The following is an 18,032-nucleotide window of genomic DNA, read 5'->3' on the forward strand; positions in this document are numbered from 1 at the left end:
GCCGCGTGCGTCAGCGCGACGCCTGCGGGAACCGCGCGCCCGGCGGCGGCTCGGGCCGCGTCGACGGCGTGCTCTTGCGCACCTTCGCGACCTGCGCGGCCGTGATCGCCGTGCCCGTATTGCCCCAGCTCGTGCGCACGAAGTTCGACACGTCCGCGACTTCCTGGTCCGACAGGCGCCAGCCGAACGGCGGCATCGTGAAGGTCGACGGCGCCGTGTGCGTCCCCTGCAGTGCGCTGCCTTCCAGCACGACATGGATCAGCGACGTCGGATCCTCGCCCTGCACGACCGGGTTGCCGGCGAGCGCCGGGAACACGCGCGTGTAGCCGTGGCCGTCGCTGCGGTGGCACGCCATGCAGTTGTCGCGATAGACGGCGGCGCCCGGCTTGCTTGCGTCGCCGGTCTGCAGCGCCTTCGCCGCGGCCGCGTCGTACATGTGCGGCTGCTCGCCCTGCACGCGCGGCGGAAGCGTCTTCAGGTAGCGCGCGATCGCAGTCAGGTCGTCGTCTCTCAAGTGCTGCATGCTGTGGCCGACCACGTCCGTCATCCCGCCGAACGCGGCCGTGCGCAGCGTGCGGCCGGTCTTCAGGAACTGCACGATCTCGGTTTCGCTCCACGTGCCGAGCCCGGTGCGCGGCTCGCCGCGCAGGCTCGTCGGCACCCAGCCGTCGATCGCCGCGCCGCCGGCCAGGAAGTCGAGGCCGCCCGCATCGGTCAGCGCGCGCTCCTGCATCGTCGCCGCACGCGGCGTGTGGCACGCGCCGCAATGACCGAGACCCTGCACGAGATACGCGCCGCGCGCGACCACCGGATCGGTGTACGACGCCGCGTCGAACGGCTTCGGCGCCGGCGCGAACATCTTGCGCCAGAACATCAGCGGCCAGCGCATCGACAGGGGCCACACGATGTCGACCGCGCGGTTCTCGCGTTCGACCGGCGTGACGCCGTGCATGAAGTACGCGTACAGCGCCTTCACGTCGTCGTCGCTCAGGCGCGCGTAGGACGGGTACGGCATCGCCGGATACATCGTGTCGCCGTTCTTGCGGACGCCCTCGCGCACCGCGCGAGTGAAGTCGTCGAGCGTCCAGCCGCCGAGGCCCGTCTTCCGGTCCGGCGTGATGTTGGTCGAATAGATCGCGCCGATCGGCGTGTCGAACTTCAACCCGCCCGCGAACGGCTGGCCGCCGCTCGCGGTGTGGCATGCGATGCAGTCGCCCGCGCGGGCAAGATATTCGCCGCGCTTGACGAGGTTCGCGTCGACCGATTGGGCCGCCAATGCCGCCGGTGCCGCCGTCGGGCCCGAAGCCGCAGCCGGCCCCGCCGGTTGCGCGAAGGCCGCCCCGCCCGCGAGACCGAACGCCGCCCATGCCGTGCCGATCGCCAGTGCGCGCCGCAGCGGGAAAATTCGGCGCGCGGCGTTGTGGTGGTTCACTGTCCTCATCATGCGGTCACCAGCGGAGCAGGATTTTTCAGGTATTGCTCGCGGATCGCACGTGCCGACCAGTAGGCCAGCGCCGCGACGATCCCGGTCGGGTTGTAGCCGATGCCTTGCGGCAGCGCCGACGCGCCCATCACGAACACGTTGTGCACGTCCCAGCATTGCAGGTAGCGGTTCAGCACGCTCGTCTTCGGATCGGTGCCCATGATCGCGCCGCCGACCAGGTGCGTCGTCTGGTATGCGCGCGAATCGAAGTGCTTGCCGAACTCGCGCGTCGACACACCGATCGCCTTCGGCCCCATCGCCTCCGCGATCTTCTTCATCTGCCCGGTCACGTACTGCGCCATCTTGATGTCGTTGTCCTTCCAGTCGAAGGTCATCCGCAAGAGCGGCTGGCCGTACGAATCGCGATAGGTCGGATCGAGGTCGAGGTAGACATCGCGGTACGACATGTTCGTGCCGTGCGCATCCATCGAGATCGTGTGCGCATAGTTGTCCTTCACGGCCTTCTTCCACGCGGCGCCCCATTGCGGCGTGCCCGGCGGCGTCGCAATGCCGCTGATCGGCTTCACGCCGGCCTGGTTCACCCACAGCGGCGAACCGCCGACGAAGCCGAGCGGGCCATGGTCGAAGTTGTCCGCGTTGAAGTCGTCCACCGCGACGCCGTTGCCGCCCGCGCCGATGAACGGGTTCGTGAAGGTGTCCTTGTCGAAGAACGCCTTGATCGTCGACAGGTTCTGGTACGCGAAATTGCGGCCCACCACGCCTTCGCCCGAGATCGGGTCGTACGGCTTGCCGATACCCGACAGCAGCAGCAGGTGCACGTTGTGATACTGGAACGCCGCGACGATCACGAGATCGGCCGGCTGGTGCACTTCACGGCCGGCCGGGTCGACGTAGGTGACACCCGTCGCACGCTTCTTCGTGTCGTCGAGGTCCACGCGCAACACGTGGCACTTCGAGCGCAGCTCGAAGTTCGGCGCCTGCTTCAGCGCCGGCAGGATGTTCAGGTTCGGCGACGCCTTCGAGTACATGTAGCACGCGTAGCCGCTGCAGTAGCCGCAGAAGTTGCACGGGCCCATCTGCACGCCGTACGGGTTCGTGTATGGGCCCGACGTATTCGCCGACGGCAGCCGGTACGGATGCAGGCCGAGCGACTTGGCCGCATCGAAGAAGCGCTGCGCCGAATAGGTGTTGAGCTGCGCGGGCAGCGGGAAGTTGTCGCTGCGGTTCGCTTCGAACACGTTGCCGTCGCCGACCACCTTGCCGCCGACCTTGTACGCCTGCCCCGACGTGCCGAACACCTTCTCGGCGAAGTCGAAATGCGGCTCGAGCTCGTCGTAGGTCACGCCCGTGTCCTGGATCGTCATCCCTTCCGGGATGAACTTCTTGCCGTAGCGCTCTTCGTAGTGGCTGCGCAGGCGCAGCTCTTCCGGCGTGATCCGGAAATGCACGCCCGACCAGTGCAGCCCCGCGCCGCCGACGCCCTCGCCCGGGAGGAACGCGGCGAGCTGCCGGTACGGCAGCGCGGTGTCCTGCACGCCGTGGCGGATCGACACGGTCGTCTTCGACAGGTCGAGGAACAGCTTCTTGCGGATGTTGTAGGTCAGCTCGTCGATCGTGTTCGGATACGCGCCGTCCGGGTAGGTGTCGCGATACTCGCCGCGCTCGAGCGCGACGACGTTCAGGCCCGCTTCGGTCAGTTCCTTCGCGAGAATCGCGCCGGTCCAGCCGAAGCCGACGATCACCGCATCGACATGCGGCTTTTTATCTGCGGCCATCAGCTGCGCTCCCCGTTGATCGAGACGGGGCCGTACGGGTACGGCTTGCCGTTCTGGTTGACGAAATCCATGAAGTCGGCGCGCGCGCCGGGAAAACCGATCATCTTCCACGCGGCCATGTCGTGATTGCCGCCGTGCACCGGATCGCAGAAATAGCCTTCGCGCGTGTTCTGCAGCAACTGGCCGAAGAACACGGCGGACGGCACGTCGTCGATCTGCGCGTCGCCTTTTTCGAGTGCGCCGAGCACGGTGTCGCGAGTCGGCGCGTCGAGATCGGCGAACACCTTGCCATGGGCCTTTTCGCAATAGCGGTTGACCGCCGCGATGCCGAGCCGGTAGATGTCGCGTGGCACGAGCTTGAGCTGGTAGCCGAGCTCGGGCACGCCCTGCTGGAACGGCCCCTGCATGTACCACGTCGCGCCGTGTGCGTACGGGGTTTCCATCTGGCGGTCGATGAATTCGGGCACACCGGATTCGAGCGCGCCGGGGCCTTCGGCGTCGGCCGGGATCAACCGGTCGACGGCGGCCTGGACGAACGCCCACTCCTTCGCATCGAAGAAGGTCGGCTTGTACGGCGCGCGTTCGGCGCCGACCGACGCGGTGGAGGCATTGCCGGCCGTGGTCGAGGACGACGACGAGCGCAGGTCGCAACCGGCGACCGACGCGATCGGCACGAGCGCGACCGACGTGCGCAGGAAGCGACGACGCGAATTGGGTTTGTCGGGTGGCGTGGACATGGTCGGATGGTGATCGTTGTGGAACGTGGTTCGGGGCGCGCATTCCGCATGCGGAATGCCCGGCACGGCAGCCATGCCGCACGCGGCCGGCCGTCCTGTTCTTGCGGCGTTGCGAACAACCTCGATGCGGGCGCACGCCACGCGCTGCGCGGTGGCGCCGTCATGCTGCCGCGCAGCGCGCCAGTTTCGGCGCGCTGCGGGTTCGACCTCTTCGCGGGTCTGATCATCGGGCCGATACCGGCTTACCGCCCGCATCCGCCCTTCATCGCCATGGCCCTATTCAACTTAGACGCCGCGCTGGCCGACGGCAAGCGCATCGTGCACGACCCTCATTCCGGGCCCGACGACAAACGCCGCGAATTATAAATGGAACCGGTTCCATTGCCAAAGGGTTCGATGCAATTCATTACATCGAAAACCGCAACAATGAGGAAATCGTTTTTTCGGAATGCGCAAGAGCCAGGGCGCGGGTCGCGTCGACGCTCACCAAGGTGGCGCGATGCGCGCGTGGGCTTCGCCTACTCGGCGCTTTCCAACGGGACGCCGCGACGAGCGTCAGGGCTTCGCGCGCTTCAAGCTGGCTGCCGCGCCAGGCGCGACGCGTATCACGACCACAGCATCGACGCGATCGACAACGAGAGCGCCATGCACAGCGGCGAGTAACACAGGCTGTCCATCCGCGCGAAACGCGACCCGCGAACCCGCTTGAAGAAGCCGACGTAGCGGAAATCGCCGACCGCGCGCACCGCGAAGATCAATGCGAGCGCAACGATCGCGAGTGCGATCGCGCCGGGATACAGGTTCGGCCACAGCCAGCCGGCGCGCGACGCCACCGCGCATGCGCCGGCCAGCAACGCCGTCGCGACGGCGAGCGTGCCGAGCATGGTCGGCCGCAGAAGCGGTACCCCGTCCTGTTCCGGAATGGCCGCACGCTTGCCGAGCCGTCCGCCGAACGCCCAGTAGACGTGAACGATTGCGATCGCACAAAGCGTCGGCACGCTGAAATACGCGCCGCTCATCTCGGTAAGGTTCCTTGTCTCATCGTGTCGTGATCCAGCCGGAACGGCTCCGGCAGCACGCGGCTCCGTTCCGCGCAACACGAAACGATACCCAAACCACGTGCCACATGCATTGCGACGTCCGGTCGCAATACGCCATGCCGCGTGCTGCGATGCAGTGCGCGCACCGTCGCACCGGCCGCCGCTTGACTTCCCTCCGGGCACCACTACCCTTTTATTCCAGTACGGCACTCGAACCGTGCATGCGCAGCCGCCGCACACGTGCCGTTCGCCGGCGCGCTCGGGCACGACAACAATGACGACTACCCATGGAGGCGACTCATGCTGATCGGTGTGCCGAAGGAGATCAAGAATCACGAGTACCGCGTCGGCCTCACGCCGGCCGGCACACGCGAACTCACGCGTCATGGCCACGGCGTGCTCGTGCAGCGCGGCGCGGGCACCGCGATCGGCCTGCTCGACGACGACTACACGGCCGCCGGCGCGACATTGTGCGACGACGCGCGCGACGTCTTCGCGCGCGCCGACATGATCATCAAGGTCAAGGAGCCGCAGGCGGCCGAGTGCGCGATGCTGCGGCGCGGACAGATTCTTTATACGTATCTGCATCTCGCGCCCGATCCCCGGCAGGCGGCCGCGCTGGTGAAGTCCGGCGCGGTGTGCATCGCGTACGAGACCGTGACGGGCCCCGGCGGCGGGCTGCCGCTGCTCGCGCCGATGAGCGAGGTCGCGGGACGCATGTCGATCCAGGTCGCGGCGACGCACCTCGAAAGCCCGCGCGGCGGCCGCGGCGTGCTGATGGCCGGCGTGCCCGGCGTGCCGGCCGCGCACGTCGTGGTGCTCGGCGCAGGCGTGGTGGGCACCGGTGCGCTGCAGATGGCGGTCGGCCTCGGCGCACGCGTCACCGTGCTCGACACGAACGTGGGCCGGCTGCGCCAGCTCGACCTGGTCTTCGCGAACCGGATCACGACCGTCTGCTCGAACGCGCACACGATCGACGAAGCCGTGCGCGACGCCGACGTCGTGATCGGCGCGGTGCTCGTGCCGGGCGCGTCGGCGCCGCGGCTCGTCACGCGCGACATGATCGCGACGATGCGCACGGGTGCCGTCGTCGTCGACGTCGCGATCGACCAGGGCGGCTGCTTCGAGACATCGCATGCAACGACACATGCGCAGCCGACCTTCGTCGTCGACGGCGTCGTGCACTACTGCGTCGCGAACATGCCCGGCGCGGTCGCGCGCACTTCGACGTTCGCGTTGAACAACGCGACGCTCGGCCATGCGCTCGCGCTCGCCGACAAGGGCTGGAAACGCGCGATGGCCGACGATCCGCATCTGCGCGCGGGCCTGAACGTGTGCGACGGCCGCATCACCCACGAGGCCGTCGCGATGGCGCTCGGCCTGCCGTACGTACCGGCGGAAGACGTGCTGGCCTAACTTCGGCGCGCGGCATCACGCCGCCCTTCGGGCGGCAGCGCGTCGACGCGCAGCTGTTCGAGCGACTCGACGTGCAGTGCGTCATGCAGCGTCTTGACTCGTTTCGCGCCGAGCCCCGGCACGTTGAGCAGTTCGACGATCGCGCCCGGCAGCGCATGGCGCAGCGTTTGCTGCAGTTCGCAGGTGCCGGTCGAGGTGATCTCGGGCAGCTTCACCGCGAGATCGGCACCGATCGATGGAATCCGGCCGAGATCGCCGCCGTTCGCGAGCATCGCCGGAATGTCGCGTCCGCAATCGGCAATCGTCCGTGCCGCGTTGCGATAGGCGCGCGCCCTGAATGGGTTGGCGCCCTGGATCGCGAGCATATCGGCGATTTCGGCGAAGACGGACGCACACTCGGCATTGTGGATCGGCATGGTCGGCGTGGCGCCCTCCACGTGAACGGCGCCGTGCGCTGGTGCACCGGCCTCTGCCCGCCCGGCGCCGCCTGTCGACGACGGCGGGCGCGCGTTGGTCATCCTGCACCGATTGCCCGTGTCATGTCGCGCGAGCGATGCGGCCTGCGCGGCTCCTGCGCCGATACATCCGAGCATCAGAGCGATGCGCGCGGTGTCGTCGCGTAGCGCCGCTCGTACAGGGACTGGCAATGCGTGCAACGCTCGGCAGTCGGGCGCGCGAGCAGCCGCTCGTAGCCGACCGGCGCATCGCAATCGATGCATTCGCCGTAGCTGCCGTCGCGCATGCGCTGCTGCGCGCGCCCGATCGCACGCAACTCGGCCAGCTTCATCCCGATCAGCGCGTGATCCATGTCGACGAACAGATCGGCGTTCGCCTCGTCGCCCTCGTCGGGTGCCGCGCCGGCGAGCTCTGCATAGGACTCCGACGCGCGCTGGTCCTCGCTCGTGCGGATGTTCGCCCGCAACGCCTGCTCGCTCTCGGTCAGCCGCCGCTGCAGCGTCCGCCGTTGTTCTTGATCGAGCGCCATCGCCGTCTCTCCTTTTCCGGGTTCCGCGCAAAGCGCATGCGGCGCGCGGTTGTCGCGCCGGTACGCGGCGGGCCGGAACGCCCGGCTCGCCGCGCCCGGATGCGCGCCCGGCCACACGAAGCGCCGGACGCATTCGACGCAGCATAAACCCAATGCACACGCATGTGTTGACCGTCGTCAGCGCCCGCACCATGCGCGCGAAAAACCGGGGACCGACGCGATAATCCCGCACGCCCGCATTCGTCTGACGCAGCCGCCGTTGAGGTCGATCAATCCCCTGTAAAAAGTTGCGACATAGATTGAAGGCATGCGCGGTGAATCCGCGGCTTTCCGGGAGAACGTCATGTTGTTCGGCGTCGTCATCTGGGTGGCCCTTGCGGCCCTGTTCCCGACGATGGTCGTGCCGACGATCCAGCACGCCATCCAGCCGTCGAGCGCGCAAGCCGCGCCCGCCGCCAGCCCCGCCGTCACGCCCGCCGCGTCACCGGCCGCTCAGCGGCCGTCGGACGGTTGACGCGCAGTTTCAGGTGCGCCGTTGCGGGGACCATCGCATCGACGACGAAAGCACCGCGCATGATACTTCGTAATCCTGTTCATCAGAATGCGTTGCGCCCGACGAAGCCGCGAACGACCGTCATCAGGATGATCTTCATGTCGAACCAGAAGCTCCAGTTCTGCATGTAGAACAGGTCGAACTTCACACGCGCGGCCATCGCCTCGACCTTGCGCGTCTCGCCGCGATAGCCGTTCACCTGCGCCCATCCCGTGATCCCCGGCCGTACGCGATATCGATACATGTAGCAGTCGACCAGTTGCCGGTAGAAGTCGTCGTGTTCGATCGCATGCGGACGCGGGCCGACCACCGACATCTGGCCGAACAACACGTTGAAGAACTGGGGCAGCTCGTCGAGCGACGTGCGCCGCAGGAACGCGCCGACAGGCGTGATGCGCGCGTCGTTGCGCGATGCCTGCCGCACGACACCGGGCTGTGCCCGATGCACGCGCATCGTCCTGAACTTGAGGATGTGAAACTCGCGGCCGTCGGCACCCTTGCGGCGCTGCCTGAACAAGACGGGCCCCGGTGACGACACCTTCACGGCGATCGCCAGCACCGCAAGCAGCGGCAGCAACGGGATCAGCACCGCGACCGCGAACATCCGGTCGAACGCGAACTTCGCCCACAGTTCCGGCGCGGAACGCGGCGTGGTCGCGAGGTTGATCGCCGGCATGCCGAGCACATCGGTCGCGGATCGCTCGACGACCGCCATCTGCCGCACGTCCGGCAACAGTCGCAACTCGACGAACTCGTCGCGCAATTCGCGCACGATGCGCTGAATGCGCGACTCGTGCGACATCGGCAGCGTGAGCCACACTTCGTCGATCTCGCCGCCGCGGATCATGCGCCGCAGCGCGACCCAGTCGCCGATCACCGGCACGCCGCCGATTCCGTCTGCGGCTGCCGAGGGCGGCGCATCGTCGTCGAATACGCAGGCCGCCGCGAACGGGCCCGCAGGCTCGCGCTGCATGCGCTCGATCGCCACTCGTCCGTAAGCGGTCGCGCCGACGATCGCGACCCGCCGCTGCCGCGCGCGCGGATCGCCCCGCTCGATCGCCAGCGCGCACAGTGCCAGCCTGCCGAGCAGCAGTACCGCGTCGCTGGACAGCACCGTCCGCGCAATCCAGCGCGTCGTGACCGTGCCGCCGCGGTTCATGATCCACATCGTGCCGGCCACCGTCAGCATGCCCACGCACACGACGGCGATCATCGTGCGCGTCAGCACGGATCCGCTGTCATGCGACGATGCCGCGCCGCGCGACAAGCGCACACTGCGCGGCAACAGCGCGACCGTCAACGCGCACAGCAATGCAATCGCGCCGCGCTGTGCGTCCGACAGATCGCGCCATGCGAGTCCCATCACCGCCTGCGCGGTGAGCCCGCCTGTCAGCACGAGCGCGGCATCGGCCGCGGCGATCGCGGCGCGCCGTATCGTGTTCGTTCCACCCGCCATCGCATGCATCGTCACGCACCGTGCGCAGGGAATCCGCCGTGCACATCGTGCCTGCGCGATCGCACCGGCATCGATCGCGCGCCGTCGCGCGTGCCGAGCAGCCGGCGATAGTCCGCACGAATCAGCTCGTAGCACTCGCACGCCTGGCGCTCGAGGCTGTCGCGATCGAGCACCGTGATGCGGCCGCGACGCTGACGAATCAGCCCGGCTTCCTGCAGGTTGCCGGCTGCTTCCGTCACACCTTCGCGACGCACGCCGAGCATGTTCGCGATCGTCTGCTGCGTGACGGCCAGTTCGTCGCCGTCGATCCGGTCATGCGCGAGCAGCAGCCAGCGACTCAACTGCTCGCTGACCGAGTGATGGCGGTTGCACAACGCGCTGCGCGAAATCTGCGCCATCGTCGCCTGGCAGTAGTTCAGCAACAGCCGATACGTCGCCGGCGAACGTTCGAATTCCGCGCGCATCACGCAGGCCGGCACGCGGTAGGCCATCCCGCCGATACGGACTTCGACGCGGTTCGATACCGATGTGCCGCCGACGAGCGTCGCCAGGCCAACCACGCCTTCGCGGCCGACCACGGCGACTTCGACCATCGCTCCGTCTTCCATCAGGTGCTGAACCGACATCATGGCGGTCGTCGGGAAATGCAGGTGGCGCATCGGTTCCCCGACACGGTCAAGCATGCCGGCCTTGATCCTGACCAGTTCGAGGTGCGGTGCGATGGCACGGATGCTGTCCTCCGGGAGGGCATCGAGGATGGCATTCGCCGAGTAGCTCGAGTGAAGATGAAGCATGTCTGTATCCCATTTGTCGTCCGCGCCGCATGCAGCCGCTTCAGCGGAACTCGTTATCGTGATGCGCGTCCTGGCGGCGACCCGGGTTGCGGCCCACAACCCTCCACCCAATCGACCTTCGGCTTCACGCCGCCGGATCGAATCGGGCGTCCCGTTTCGATGCGCCCATCTCAATAAGCGATTTACGTGCCAATACCCGCTTCATCCTTAATATATAAATGACCCGCGATTCAGCGCCTCTTATAACCAACTGAAAACCGCAAAAAAGCGTCTCATTTTCGGACACCCCCTGCCGCAGCGGACACAGCAGGCGATTCGACTGATCAATGACCACCGAGCGCGCGGCGGCGCCTGCAGCGGCGCGCGAAGCTTGTCGTTCAAATACTTACGAGCCCTTTTCAATTGTTTCCGTGATGTCTCGCACGGCGCCCGGGCGGCCCACGGCACCTCGAATGATCGTTTGAAACTGTCTCAAATATGAAGCGGCATATTAATTTCCGACTGTGTGATCTAGCGCACACAACCACTGTAATGCCATGATTCAATTGATCAATTAATAACTACAATCTCGATTGTCAAATAATGTTCGATGCATCCTGAATTTTTTACATGCATGGCCCGCGTCGCTTCTCCATTGATTCCAGATCGACGTCGAATTCTTGACCTATCCGTCGATCCATATCAATGCGATTAACTCGCGAAAACACGATCTTCAAATCCACACAACATTTTCATTTATCCGAAAACGTCAAACTTTGTGAAATGACGTAGTGCGCAATTTATCAAATCCAATTGCGTGCTAGCCTTTTCCCGCCATCGTCATTCGAATTTCGACGAATACAAATCCGCACGCGCGTGCTAAATCCCCGGGGATGCCGCATCGCGACGTGTGACCGCCCCCCCCTACGAGGATGCGCCGTGACCCAACAGGCCAATGACGCCGTCGCCCACGCGAACGGCATGATCGAGCTCTCCCACAGCTTTGACGCCAACCGGTTTCTCGCGGCCCTCGACCGCGAGGAACGCGCCACGCTGATTGCCAATCTTCAGCTCGTTCACCTGAAATCGGGCCAGGTGCTGTGCGAGCCCGGCGAAATGCTCACCGCGGTTTACCTGCCCGTCACGACGGCGATTTCGCTGCAATACGTGTCATCCGGCGGCATGACGCTGGAAGTTGCCGAGATCGGCAGCGAAAGCGTCGTATGCGACGACGTGATCGGCGGCAGCGGCCGGATGCCGTGCCGTGCCGTCGCATGCCGCGACGGCTTCGTCTACCGGCTGGACCGACGCATCTTCGCCGCCGCTTTCGATGCGTCGCCGGTGATTCGCCATCTGGTGTTTGTCTGCGTGCGGCTGCTGATGGCCCAGGTATCGCAGATCACGTTCTGCAGCCGTCATCACGTGCTCAAACATCAGTTATGCAGATGGTTCCTGCTTGCCTACGACCGGTCGCGCAGCATCGAGATCCAGGTCACCCACAGCATGCTCGCGCAGATGCTCGGCGTGCGGCGCGAGACGGTCACGGACGCAGCCGGCGAGATTCAGAAACTTGGCCTGATTCGACAGTTCCGGAGCTCGATCGAGCTTGCCGATCTTGCGGGCCTCGAGAAAATGTCGTGCGGCTGCCGCGCGATCGTGCGTGACGAAATGAAGCGCATCCTGTCGGCCGACTCGAGCGTGACCGCCGCGGCACGCGCGTGATGCGCACGGCGTTTCGGCGCACGCGTGCGATCCGAGTCAGCCGATTGTAGGGTGGCGTACAGAACGGCGTGCTTGCGAATGGTCTACTGATGCCGGACTGCCGGGGGGATGTCAGCGCGCTGCGCGCGTCCGCCCGTGCGGACGACATCACACACGCCGGAGCAGCACGTGAAAAACGAAATCAGAACCATCCTCAAGCACGTTGCCCACCTCGAAGCCGCAATCGATTCGATCGGTGACGGGGACGACCTCTACGAAGCGGGACTCTCGTCGCTCGACACGATCCAGCTTATGCTCGCGATCGAGAAGCAGTTCAACATCGAGATTCCCGACGAGATGCTGAACCGCAATCTGTTCCGCAGCATCGACGCGCTCGCGGACACGGTCGCGACGCTGCAACGCTCCGAGCATTCCGCATGAGCGCGCTGCTTCCCGAACTCGCGGCCGACGATGATGCACGCCGGCTCGACGAGGCCGCGCGCGCGGTCGCGCAAATCGCCGCCCAGCATGCGGATGCGGTTGATCGCGACGCGCGCTGCCCCGTCGAAGCGATCGAGGCCATGCGCGCGCGCCGCCTGCTGAGCGCAATGGTCCCGACCCGGCTTGGCGGTGCCGGCGCGTCGCTGGCCGACATCGCATCGGCATGCTCGATCCTCGGCGAGGCCTGCGCATCGTCGGCGATGGTGTTCGCGATGCACCAGATCCAGGTCGCTTGCATCGTCAATCACGCTGCCGACCAGGGCTGGCACAAGTTGTTCCTGCAGCAGCTCGTGCGCCATCAGTGGCTACTCGCGTCGGCGACGTCGGAAGACGGCGTCGGCGGCAACCTGCGCGCGAGCCAGTGCGCGCTCGAGACCAACGGCGGCGAAATCCGGCTGCACAAATCCGCGCCGACGATCTCGTACGGCGACTATGCGGACGGTATCCTCGCGACCGCGCGGCGCGACGCCGACGCGCCTGCGTCCGAGCAGGTGCTCGTCACCCTGCTGCGCGACGGCTATACGCTCACGCGCCGCGGCGAATGGGACACGCTCGGCATGCGCGGAACGTGCAGCAACGGCTTCGTGCTCGACGCACACGGCGCGACCGAGCAATGCCTGCCCGTACCGTTCGCGCAGATCGCCGAACAGACGATGGTGCCGGTTTCGCACATCCTGTGGGCGGCGGTGTGGATCGGCGTGGCCGGCGATGCGTTCCATCGCGCGCATCAGTTCTTTCGCGCGCAGGCGCGCCAGACTGACGGCGCGCCGTCGCCCGCATCGCGGCGCATCACCGAATCGCTTGCGCTGATGCAGGCAATGCAGGCACGCGTCGACAACGTACTGCGCCTCTATGCCAGCGCGTCGCCCCGCTCGTGGTCGGCCGGCATGGCCTGGGCTGCCGAGATCAACACGCTGAAGACCTATGTGTCGTCGACCGCGCTGGAAGTCGCCCAGCAGGCAATGATGATCTGCGGGATGGCCGGCTACAAGCACGGCACGCCGTTCAGCATCGGCCGCCATCTGCGCGACCTGCACGCGGCGCCGCTGATGATCAGCAACGACCGCATTGCCGCCAATACCGCGAGCTTGCTGCTCGCATTGCGTCCCGCGACGCTGGAGATCCATTCGTGAACGACCGCCTGTCCGTGCCCTCCGCCGCCATCCCGTCCGACGCGCCGCTCGACCGCGCGGGCGTCAACCCCCTGCGCGACGAGCTGATCGACGCGGGCCTGCTCGTGTCGACCGGCATCCAGGGCCTGTTCGGCCGCAGCGAACGGTTCGAGCGCGTCGTCGAAGCGCTCGACGCCTTCGTCACGCGCCTCGGCGACGACCAGCAGGCCGAAGTGCTGCGCTTCCCGCCCGCGATGAGCCGCACCGAATTCGAGCGCAGCGAATACATGAAGAGCTTCCCGCAACTCGCGGGCAGCGTGCACGCGTTCTGCGGCGACGAACAGCGTCACCAGCGCGTGCTGCAGTGCCTCGACCGCGGCGAGGACTGGACCGAAAGCCAGAAGCCGACTTACGTCGTGATGACGCCGGCCGCCTGCTACCCGGTCTATCCGGTCGTCGCGCGTGCGGGTGCGCTGCCTGACGACGGCCGCATCGTCGACGTGTTTTCGTATTGCTTCCGCCATGAGCCGTCGCTCGACCCGACCCGCATGCAGCTGTTCCGGATGCGTGAATACGTGCGGATCGGCACGCCCGAGCAGATCGTCGCGTTCCGCGCGACGTGGATGGAGCGCGGCACGCGGATGATCGAGGCGCTGCGCCTGCCGAACGCGATCGATCTCGCGAACGATCCGTTCTTCGGGCGCGGCGGCAAGATCGTCGCGAACAGCCAGCGCGAGCAGAACCTGAAGTTCGAGCTTCTGATCCCGATCGAGCACGACGATCGCCAGACCGCGTGCCTGAGCTTCAACTACCACATGGATCACTTCGGGTTGCTGTGGGACATCCGCACCGCCACGGGCGACGTCGCGCACACGGGCTGCGTCGGCTTCGGCCTCGAGCGGCTGACGCTCGCGCTGTTCCGTCATCATGGTTTCGACATCGACGCATGGCCGGCCGACGTTCGCGACGTGCTGTGGGGTACGCGATGAAATTCGTGTCCCGCGCCGGCGAGGATGCGTCGTTCGAGGACGTGCGCCACCGCGCACGCCACTACCGGCCGCACCCGCTGCACAGTCAGGAGATGGTCTGGAAGCAGACCAACTGCTACGTCGACATGTGGCTCGAGGTGCTCCGGTGGTGGGGCCTCAATCCGTACGCGGCACTGCCGTTTACGATCGCACTCGATTTCGAGGGCGACCAGTTCACGTTCTTCAAGTTTCCGCACGACGAACTGGAGCGGCTTTACGGAATCGTCGTGCAGGAACACTCCATCTACGAGCCGCTCGACCAGCACATCGAGACGCAGGTCGCGCGCGGTCACCTGATGATCGTCGAAGTCGACGCGTGGTTCCTGCCGGACACGCGCGGCAGCAGCTACCGCACGCAGCATACGAAGACGACGATCGGTATCGACGCGATCGATCGCACGCGCCGCCAGATCGGCTACTTTCACAACAGCGGCTATTACGTGGCCGAGGATATCGACTACGACGGCCTCGTCGGCGGCAGTTCGCCGATGCCGCTGCCGCCGTACGTCGAGTGCGCGAAGCGGCGTTTCGCGCCGCTCGACGAGCGCGCACTGTGCGAAGCCTCGCTCGCGTCGCTGCAGCGCCATCTGCGCCGCCTGCCGGTCGTCAATCCGGTCACGATGTTCCGGCGCCAGTTGCAGATCGATGCGAAATCACTCGCCGACTCGCCGCTCGAACGGTTCCACGCGTACTCGTTCAATTCGGTGCGGCAACTCGGCGCGAACTTCGAACTGTTCGGCCACTACGCGCGCTGGCTGCAGGCAAGTGGCTGCATCGGACCATTCGCCGAGATTCGCATCGCCTGCGACCGCATCGCGTCCGAGGCGATGGTGCTTGAGTTCCGGCTGGCGCGGGCCTGCGCGCGCGGCAAGGAGGAGCGCGGCGACGCGACGCTCGAAGCGATCGAAGCGGCTTACGCCGACCTGATCGACTGCGCGCGGCAGATCACCCCGCCGCTTCAGCACGGGGCACCCGTTCGTCGCGACGCGGCCCCCGTGCTGTCGATGCGGTGAAGCGCGCCCCCGCCGCGCTCGCGTGGTCGATGCGCGCCACGGCCGCGGGCGCCGCGCGCGGGCCACGCGATCTTCCCGCCGACGGCTGGGTCCCCGCCCCCGTCCCCGGCACGGTCGCGCAAGCGCTCGCGCTGGCCGGACGGCCCGACGACACGGCGTCGCTGGACGAGCGCGACCACTGGTATCGCGTCGAACTGCATGGACACGGGCCGCGCGTGTTGCGCTTTCACGGCCTCGCGACACTCGCCGAAGCCTGGCTCGACGACACGCCGATCCTGCGCTCGGACAGCATGTTCGTCGCGCACGACGTGCCCGTGTCGCTCGACGGCACGCACCGGCTGATCGTCTGCTTCCGCGCCCTCGCGCCGCACCTGCGCGACGTGCGCGCACCGCGCCGTGCACGCTGGCGCACGCGACTGGCCGAGCCGGCGACGCTGCGCACCGTGCGCACGTCGCTGCTCGGGCACATGCCCGGCTGGTTTCCGCGCTGCGTGCCGACCGGACCGTGGCGGCCCGTCGACGTGCTCGATCCGGCGCACGGCCCCGTTCTCGTTCATTGCGACCTGCATGCGCGCATCGATGGCGACACCGGCTGGCTCGATGCGGAACTCGCGTTCGCCGGACCGCTGCCCGACGCGTTCACGGCGCGGCTGTCGTGCGGCGAGCATCTCGCGACGCTCGAGCGCAGCGGCGTCAACCGCCTGCAGGCAACCGTTGCGGTGCCGAACGTGCGCCGCTGGTGGCCGCACACGCACGGCGAACCGGTGCTCTATGACGTCGCATTACACATCGGCGCCGACCGACGGCCGCTCGGCGCGACAGGTTTTCGCACGATAGAGCAGGACGCGGGCGACGACGGCAAAGGGTTCGGCGTGCGCGTGAACGGTGTGCGCGTGTTCGCGCGCGGTGCCTGCTGGAGCAGCGCTGCGCCGCTCGCACTGCACGCGGACGACGCAACCTATGGCCGGCTGCTCGGACACGCGCGCGACGCAGGCTTCAACATGATTCGCGTCGGCGGAACGATGGCGTACGAGGCCGACGCATTCCACGCGTGGTGCGACCGGCTCGGCCTGCTGGTCTGGCAGGACTTCATGTTCGCGAACTTCGACTACGCGCTCGACGATCGCGCGTTCGCGGACGCCGTCGATCGCGAAGTCGAACAGTTCCTCACGCGCCACCGCGCATCGCCATCGCTCGCGGTGCTGTGCGGCGGCAGCGAGATCGCGCAGCAGGCCGCGATGTCGGGGCTCGGGCCGAAACAGCGCTTCCTCGAACTGACCGCCGAGCGCCTCGCCAGCCATGTGGCGGCGCGACGGCCCGACACGCTTTACGTCCCCGACTCGCCCGACGGCGGCGTGCTGCCGTTCATGCCGCGCGAACGCGTGTCGCACTACTATGGCGTCGGCGCGTACCTTCGCCCGCTCGACGACGCGCGTCGCGCCGACGTGCGCTTCGCAAGCGAATGCCTCGCGTTCGCGAACGTGCCGTGCGATGCGATGCTCGCAAGCCTCGGCTGGCCGGGTGTTCACGAGCCGCGCTGGAAAGCGGCCGTGCCGCGCGATCCCGGCACGTCGTGGGATTTCGACGACATTCGCGATCACTATCTGCAGACGTTGTACGACGTGGCACCCGACCGCCTGCGGCGCGAGGACCCGTCGCGTTACTTCGAGCTGTCGCGCGCGGTGATCGCGGACCTGATGCGCGACACGTTCTCGGAATGGCGGCGCACCGGCTCACGCTGCGCGGGCGCGCTCGTCTGGCAGTTCCAGGACGTGATGGCCGGCGCCGGATGGGGCATGCTCGATGCGACGCATCGGCCGAAATCGGCATGGTATGCGCTGCGCCAGGTACTTCAACCGGTGCAGATCCTGCTCGTCGACGAAGGGCTGAACGGGCTCGACGTGCACGTGATCAACGAGCGGCCGGCGCCGCTGTCGGCAGCCGTCGAGCTGGTCGCGCTGCGCGACGGCCGCACGCCGGTCGCGCGGGCCGGCGGGCCGCTGCGGATCGCCGCGCACGGCACAGTGCGGCTCGATTCGGCCGAATTGCTCGGCCGCTTCTTCGACTGGACCTACGCGTATCGCTTCGGCCCGTGCGAGCACGATACCGTCGTCGCGACGCTGCGCGCCGAAGACGGCACGCTGCTGTCGCAGGCCTTCTACTTCCCGTCCCGCACGCACCCGGCCGTGTTCGCCCGCCGCGAACCCGGCATCGAGGCATGCGTGTCGCGCACCGGCGACACGTGGCACGTCGACATCGATACGCGCCACGTCGCGCGTCACGTGCAGATCGACGCACCGGGCTTCGTGCCGCGCGACGACTGGTTCGATCTCGCGCCCGGCACGCCGGCACGCGTCGCGCTCGTGCCGCAGGATAACGCCGGCGACCATCCAGCCGCTGGCGCGCCACCGACCGTCGAGATCCGCGCGGTCAACGCCGCACGAACCGTGCGCGCCGCGTTGGCCGACTGACACGACCGGGACCGCACACACGGTCGC

Annotated in this window: 16 protein-coding genes and 1 pseudogene; 9 read left to right on the top strand and 8 right to left on the bottom strand. The window is 67.1% G+C overall.

The window, feature by feature from the left end; all coding sequences use genetic code 11:
• Window positions 1–10 precede the first annotated feature (10 nt).
• The 3 genes from WS75_RS06395 to WS75_RS06405 are packed head-to-tail and all read right to left on the bottom strand — an operon-like array spanning window position 11 to window position 3,956.
• A complete protein-coding gene (locus WS75_RS06395; RefSeq protein WP_059679661.1) occupies window positions 11–1,444 on the bottom strand; it encodes a cytochrome c in 1,434 nt (477 codons plus the stop codon).
• Window positions 1,441–3,219, bottom strand: a complete 1,779-nt coding sequence (locus tag WS75_RS06400) for a GMC family oxidoreductase (protein WP_059679662.1) — start codon at window positions 3,217–3,219, stop codon at window positions 1,441–1,443. Before WS75_RS06400 ends, WS75_RS06395 begins: the two co-directional genes overlap by 4 nt.
• Window positions 3,219–3,956: a gluconate 2-dehydrogenase subunit 3 family protein gene (locus WS75_RS06405; protein ID WP_059679663.1), complete on the bottom strand. Its 738-nt coding sequence runs from the start codon at window positions 3,954–3,956 to the stop codon at window positions 3,219–3,221. Before WS75_RS06405 ends, WS75_RS06400 begins: the two co-directional genes overlap by 1 nt.
• Before the next feature lie 6 nt (window positions 3,957–3,962).
• On the opposite strand from WS75_RS06405, the gene WS75_RS06410 reads away from it, so the two are divergent.
• The gene (locus WS75_RS06410; protein WP_059679664.1) at window positions 3,963–4,322 is read left to right on the top strand and encodes a hypothetical protein; all 360 of its coding nucleotides are present in this window, start codon (window positions 3,963–3,965) and stop codon (window positions 4,320–4,322) included.
• Window positions 4,323–4,561: 239 nt separating this feature from the next.
• On the opposite strand, the gene WS75_RS06415 is transcribed toward WS75_RS06410, so the two are convergent.
• Window positions 4,562–4,975 (bottom strand): DUF3995 domain-containing protein, encoded by a 414-nt coding sequence (locus WS75_RS06415; RefSeq protein ID WP_059679665.1) that lies wholly within the window; start codon window positions 4,973–4,975, stop codon window positions 4,562–4,564.
• Window positions 4,976–5,296: 321 nt separating this feature from the next.
• Between WS75_RS06415 and ald the strand changes: the two genes are divergently transcribed.
• Window positions 5,297–6,412, top strand: coding sequence for an alanine dehydrogenase (gene ald / locus WS75_RS06420; RefSeq protein WP_059679749.1), 1,116 nt, complete (start codon window positions 5,297–5,299; stop codon window positions 6,410–6,412).
• Between the two features lie 38 nt (window positions 6,413–6,450).
• Here the strand turns inward: ald and WS75_RS06425 are convergent.
• Both WS75_RS06425 and WS75_RS06430 read right to left on the bottom strand, forming a co-directional pair.
• Window positions 6,451–6,828: pseudogene (locus WS75_RS06425) on the bottom strand (DNA polymerase/3'-5' exonuclease PolX); the annotation flags it as partial.
• Between the two features lie 176 nt (window positions 6,829–7,004).
• Complete coding sequence (locus WS75_RS06430) at window positions 7,005–7,397, bottom strand: TraR/DksA family transcriptional regulator (protein WP_059679750.1); 393 nt, start codon at window positions 7,395–7,397, stop codon at window positions 7,005–7,007.
• 343 nt (window positions 7,398–7,740) lie between these two features.
• On the opposite strand from WS75_RS06430, the gene WS75_RS34050 reads away from it, so the two are divergent.
• Window positions 7,741–7,911, top strand: coding sequence for a hypothetical protein (locus tag WS75_RS34050; RefSeq protein ID WP_179948878.1), 171 nt, complete (start codon window positions 7,741–7,743; stop codon window positions 7,909–7,911).
• 82 nt (window positions 7,912–7,993) lie between these two features.
• Here WS75_RS34050 and WS75_RS06440 read toward each other — a convergent pair whose 3' ends face one another.
• On the bottom strand, window positions 7,994–9,406 hold the full coding sequence (locus WS75_RS06440) for an undecaprenyl-phosphate glucose phosphotransferase (RefSeq protein WP_059679751.1): 1,413 nt from the start codon (window positions 9,404–9,406) through the stop codon (window positions 7,994–7,996).
• Window positions 9,407–9,417: 11 nt separating this feature from the next.
• Window positions 9,418–10,200, bottom strand: a complete 783-nt coding sequence (locus WS75_RS06445) for a Crp/Fnr family transcriptional regulator (protein ID WP_059679668.1) — start codon at window positions 10,198–10,200, stop codon at window positions 9,418–9,420.
• A gap of 918 nt (window positions 10,201–11,118) precedes the next feature.
• Between WS75_RS06445 and WS75_RS06450 the strand changes: the two genes are divergently transcribed.
• The 6 genes from WS75_RS06450 (at window position 11,119) to WS75_RS06475 (ending at window position 18,005) form a co-directional block, all read left to right on the top strand.
• Window positions 11,119–11,901: a Crp/Fnr family transcriptional regulator gene (locus tag WS75_RS06450; protein WP_179948881.1), complete on the top strand. Its 783-nt coding sequence runs from the start codon at window positions 11,119–11,121 to the stop codon at window positions 11,899–11,901.
• Window positions 11,902–12,069: 168 nt separating this feature from the next.
• A complete protein-coding gene (locus WS75_RS06455) occupies window positions 12,070–12,321 on the top strand; it encodes an acyl carrier protein (protein ID WP_059679669.1) in 252 nt (83 codons plus the stop codon).
• Entirely contained in the window at window positions 12,318–13,514 is a 1,197-nt protein-coding gene (locus WS75_RS06460; RefSeq protein WP_059679670.1) for an acyl-CoA dehydrogenase family protein, read from the top strand. Before WS75_RS06455 ends, WS75_RS06460 begins: the two co-directional genes overlap by 4 nt.
• A complete protein-coding gene (locus tag WS75_RS06465; RefSeq protein ID WP_059679671.1) occupies window positions 13,511–14,482 on the top strand; it encodes an amino acid--[acyl-carrier-protein] ligase in 972 nt (323 codons plus the stop codon). Before WS75_RS06460 ends, WS75_RS06465 begins: the two co-directional genes overlap by 4 nt.
• Window positions 14,479–15,534, top strand: a complete 1,056-nt coding sequence (locus WS75_RS06470; protein ID WP_059679672.1) for a DUF1839 family protein — start codon at window positions 14,479–14,481, stop codon at window positions 15,532–15,534. The genes WS75_RS06465 and WS75_RS06470 overlap by 4 nt, the downstream gene beginning before the upstream one ends.
• On the top strand, window positions 15,531–18,005 hold the full coding sequence (locus WS75_RS06475; RefSeq protein WP_059679673.1) for a glycoside hydrolase family 2 protein: 2,475 nt from the start codon (window positions 15,531–15,533) through the stop codon (window positions 18,003–18,005). The genes WS75_RS06470 and WS75_RS06475 overlap by 4 nt, the downstream gene beginning before the upstream one ends.
• The last annotated feature ends 27 nt before the right edge of the window (window positions 18,006–18,032 follow it).

Origin of the sequence: Burkholderia sp. FL-7-2-10-S1-D7, from assembly GCF_001524185.1 — a bacterium.
Classification (GTDB): domain Bacteria; phylum Pseudomonadota; class Gammaproteobacteria; order Burkholderiales; family Burkholderiaceae; genus Burkholderia; species Burkholderia diffusa.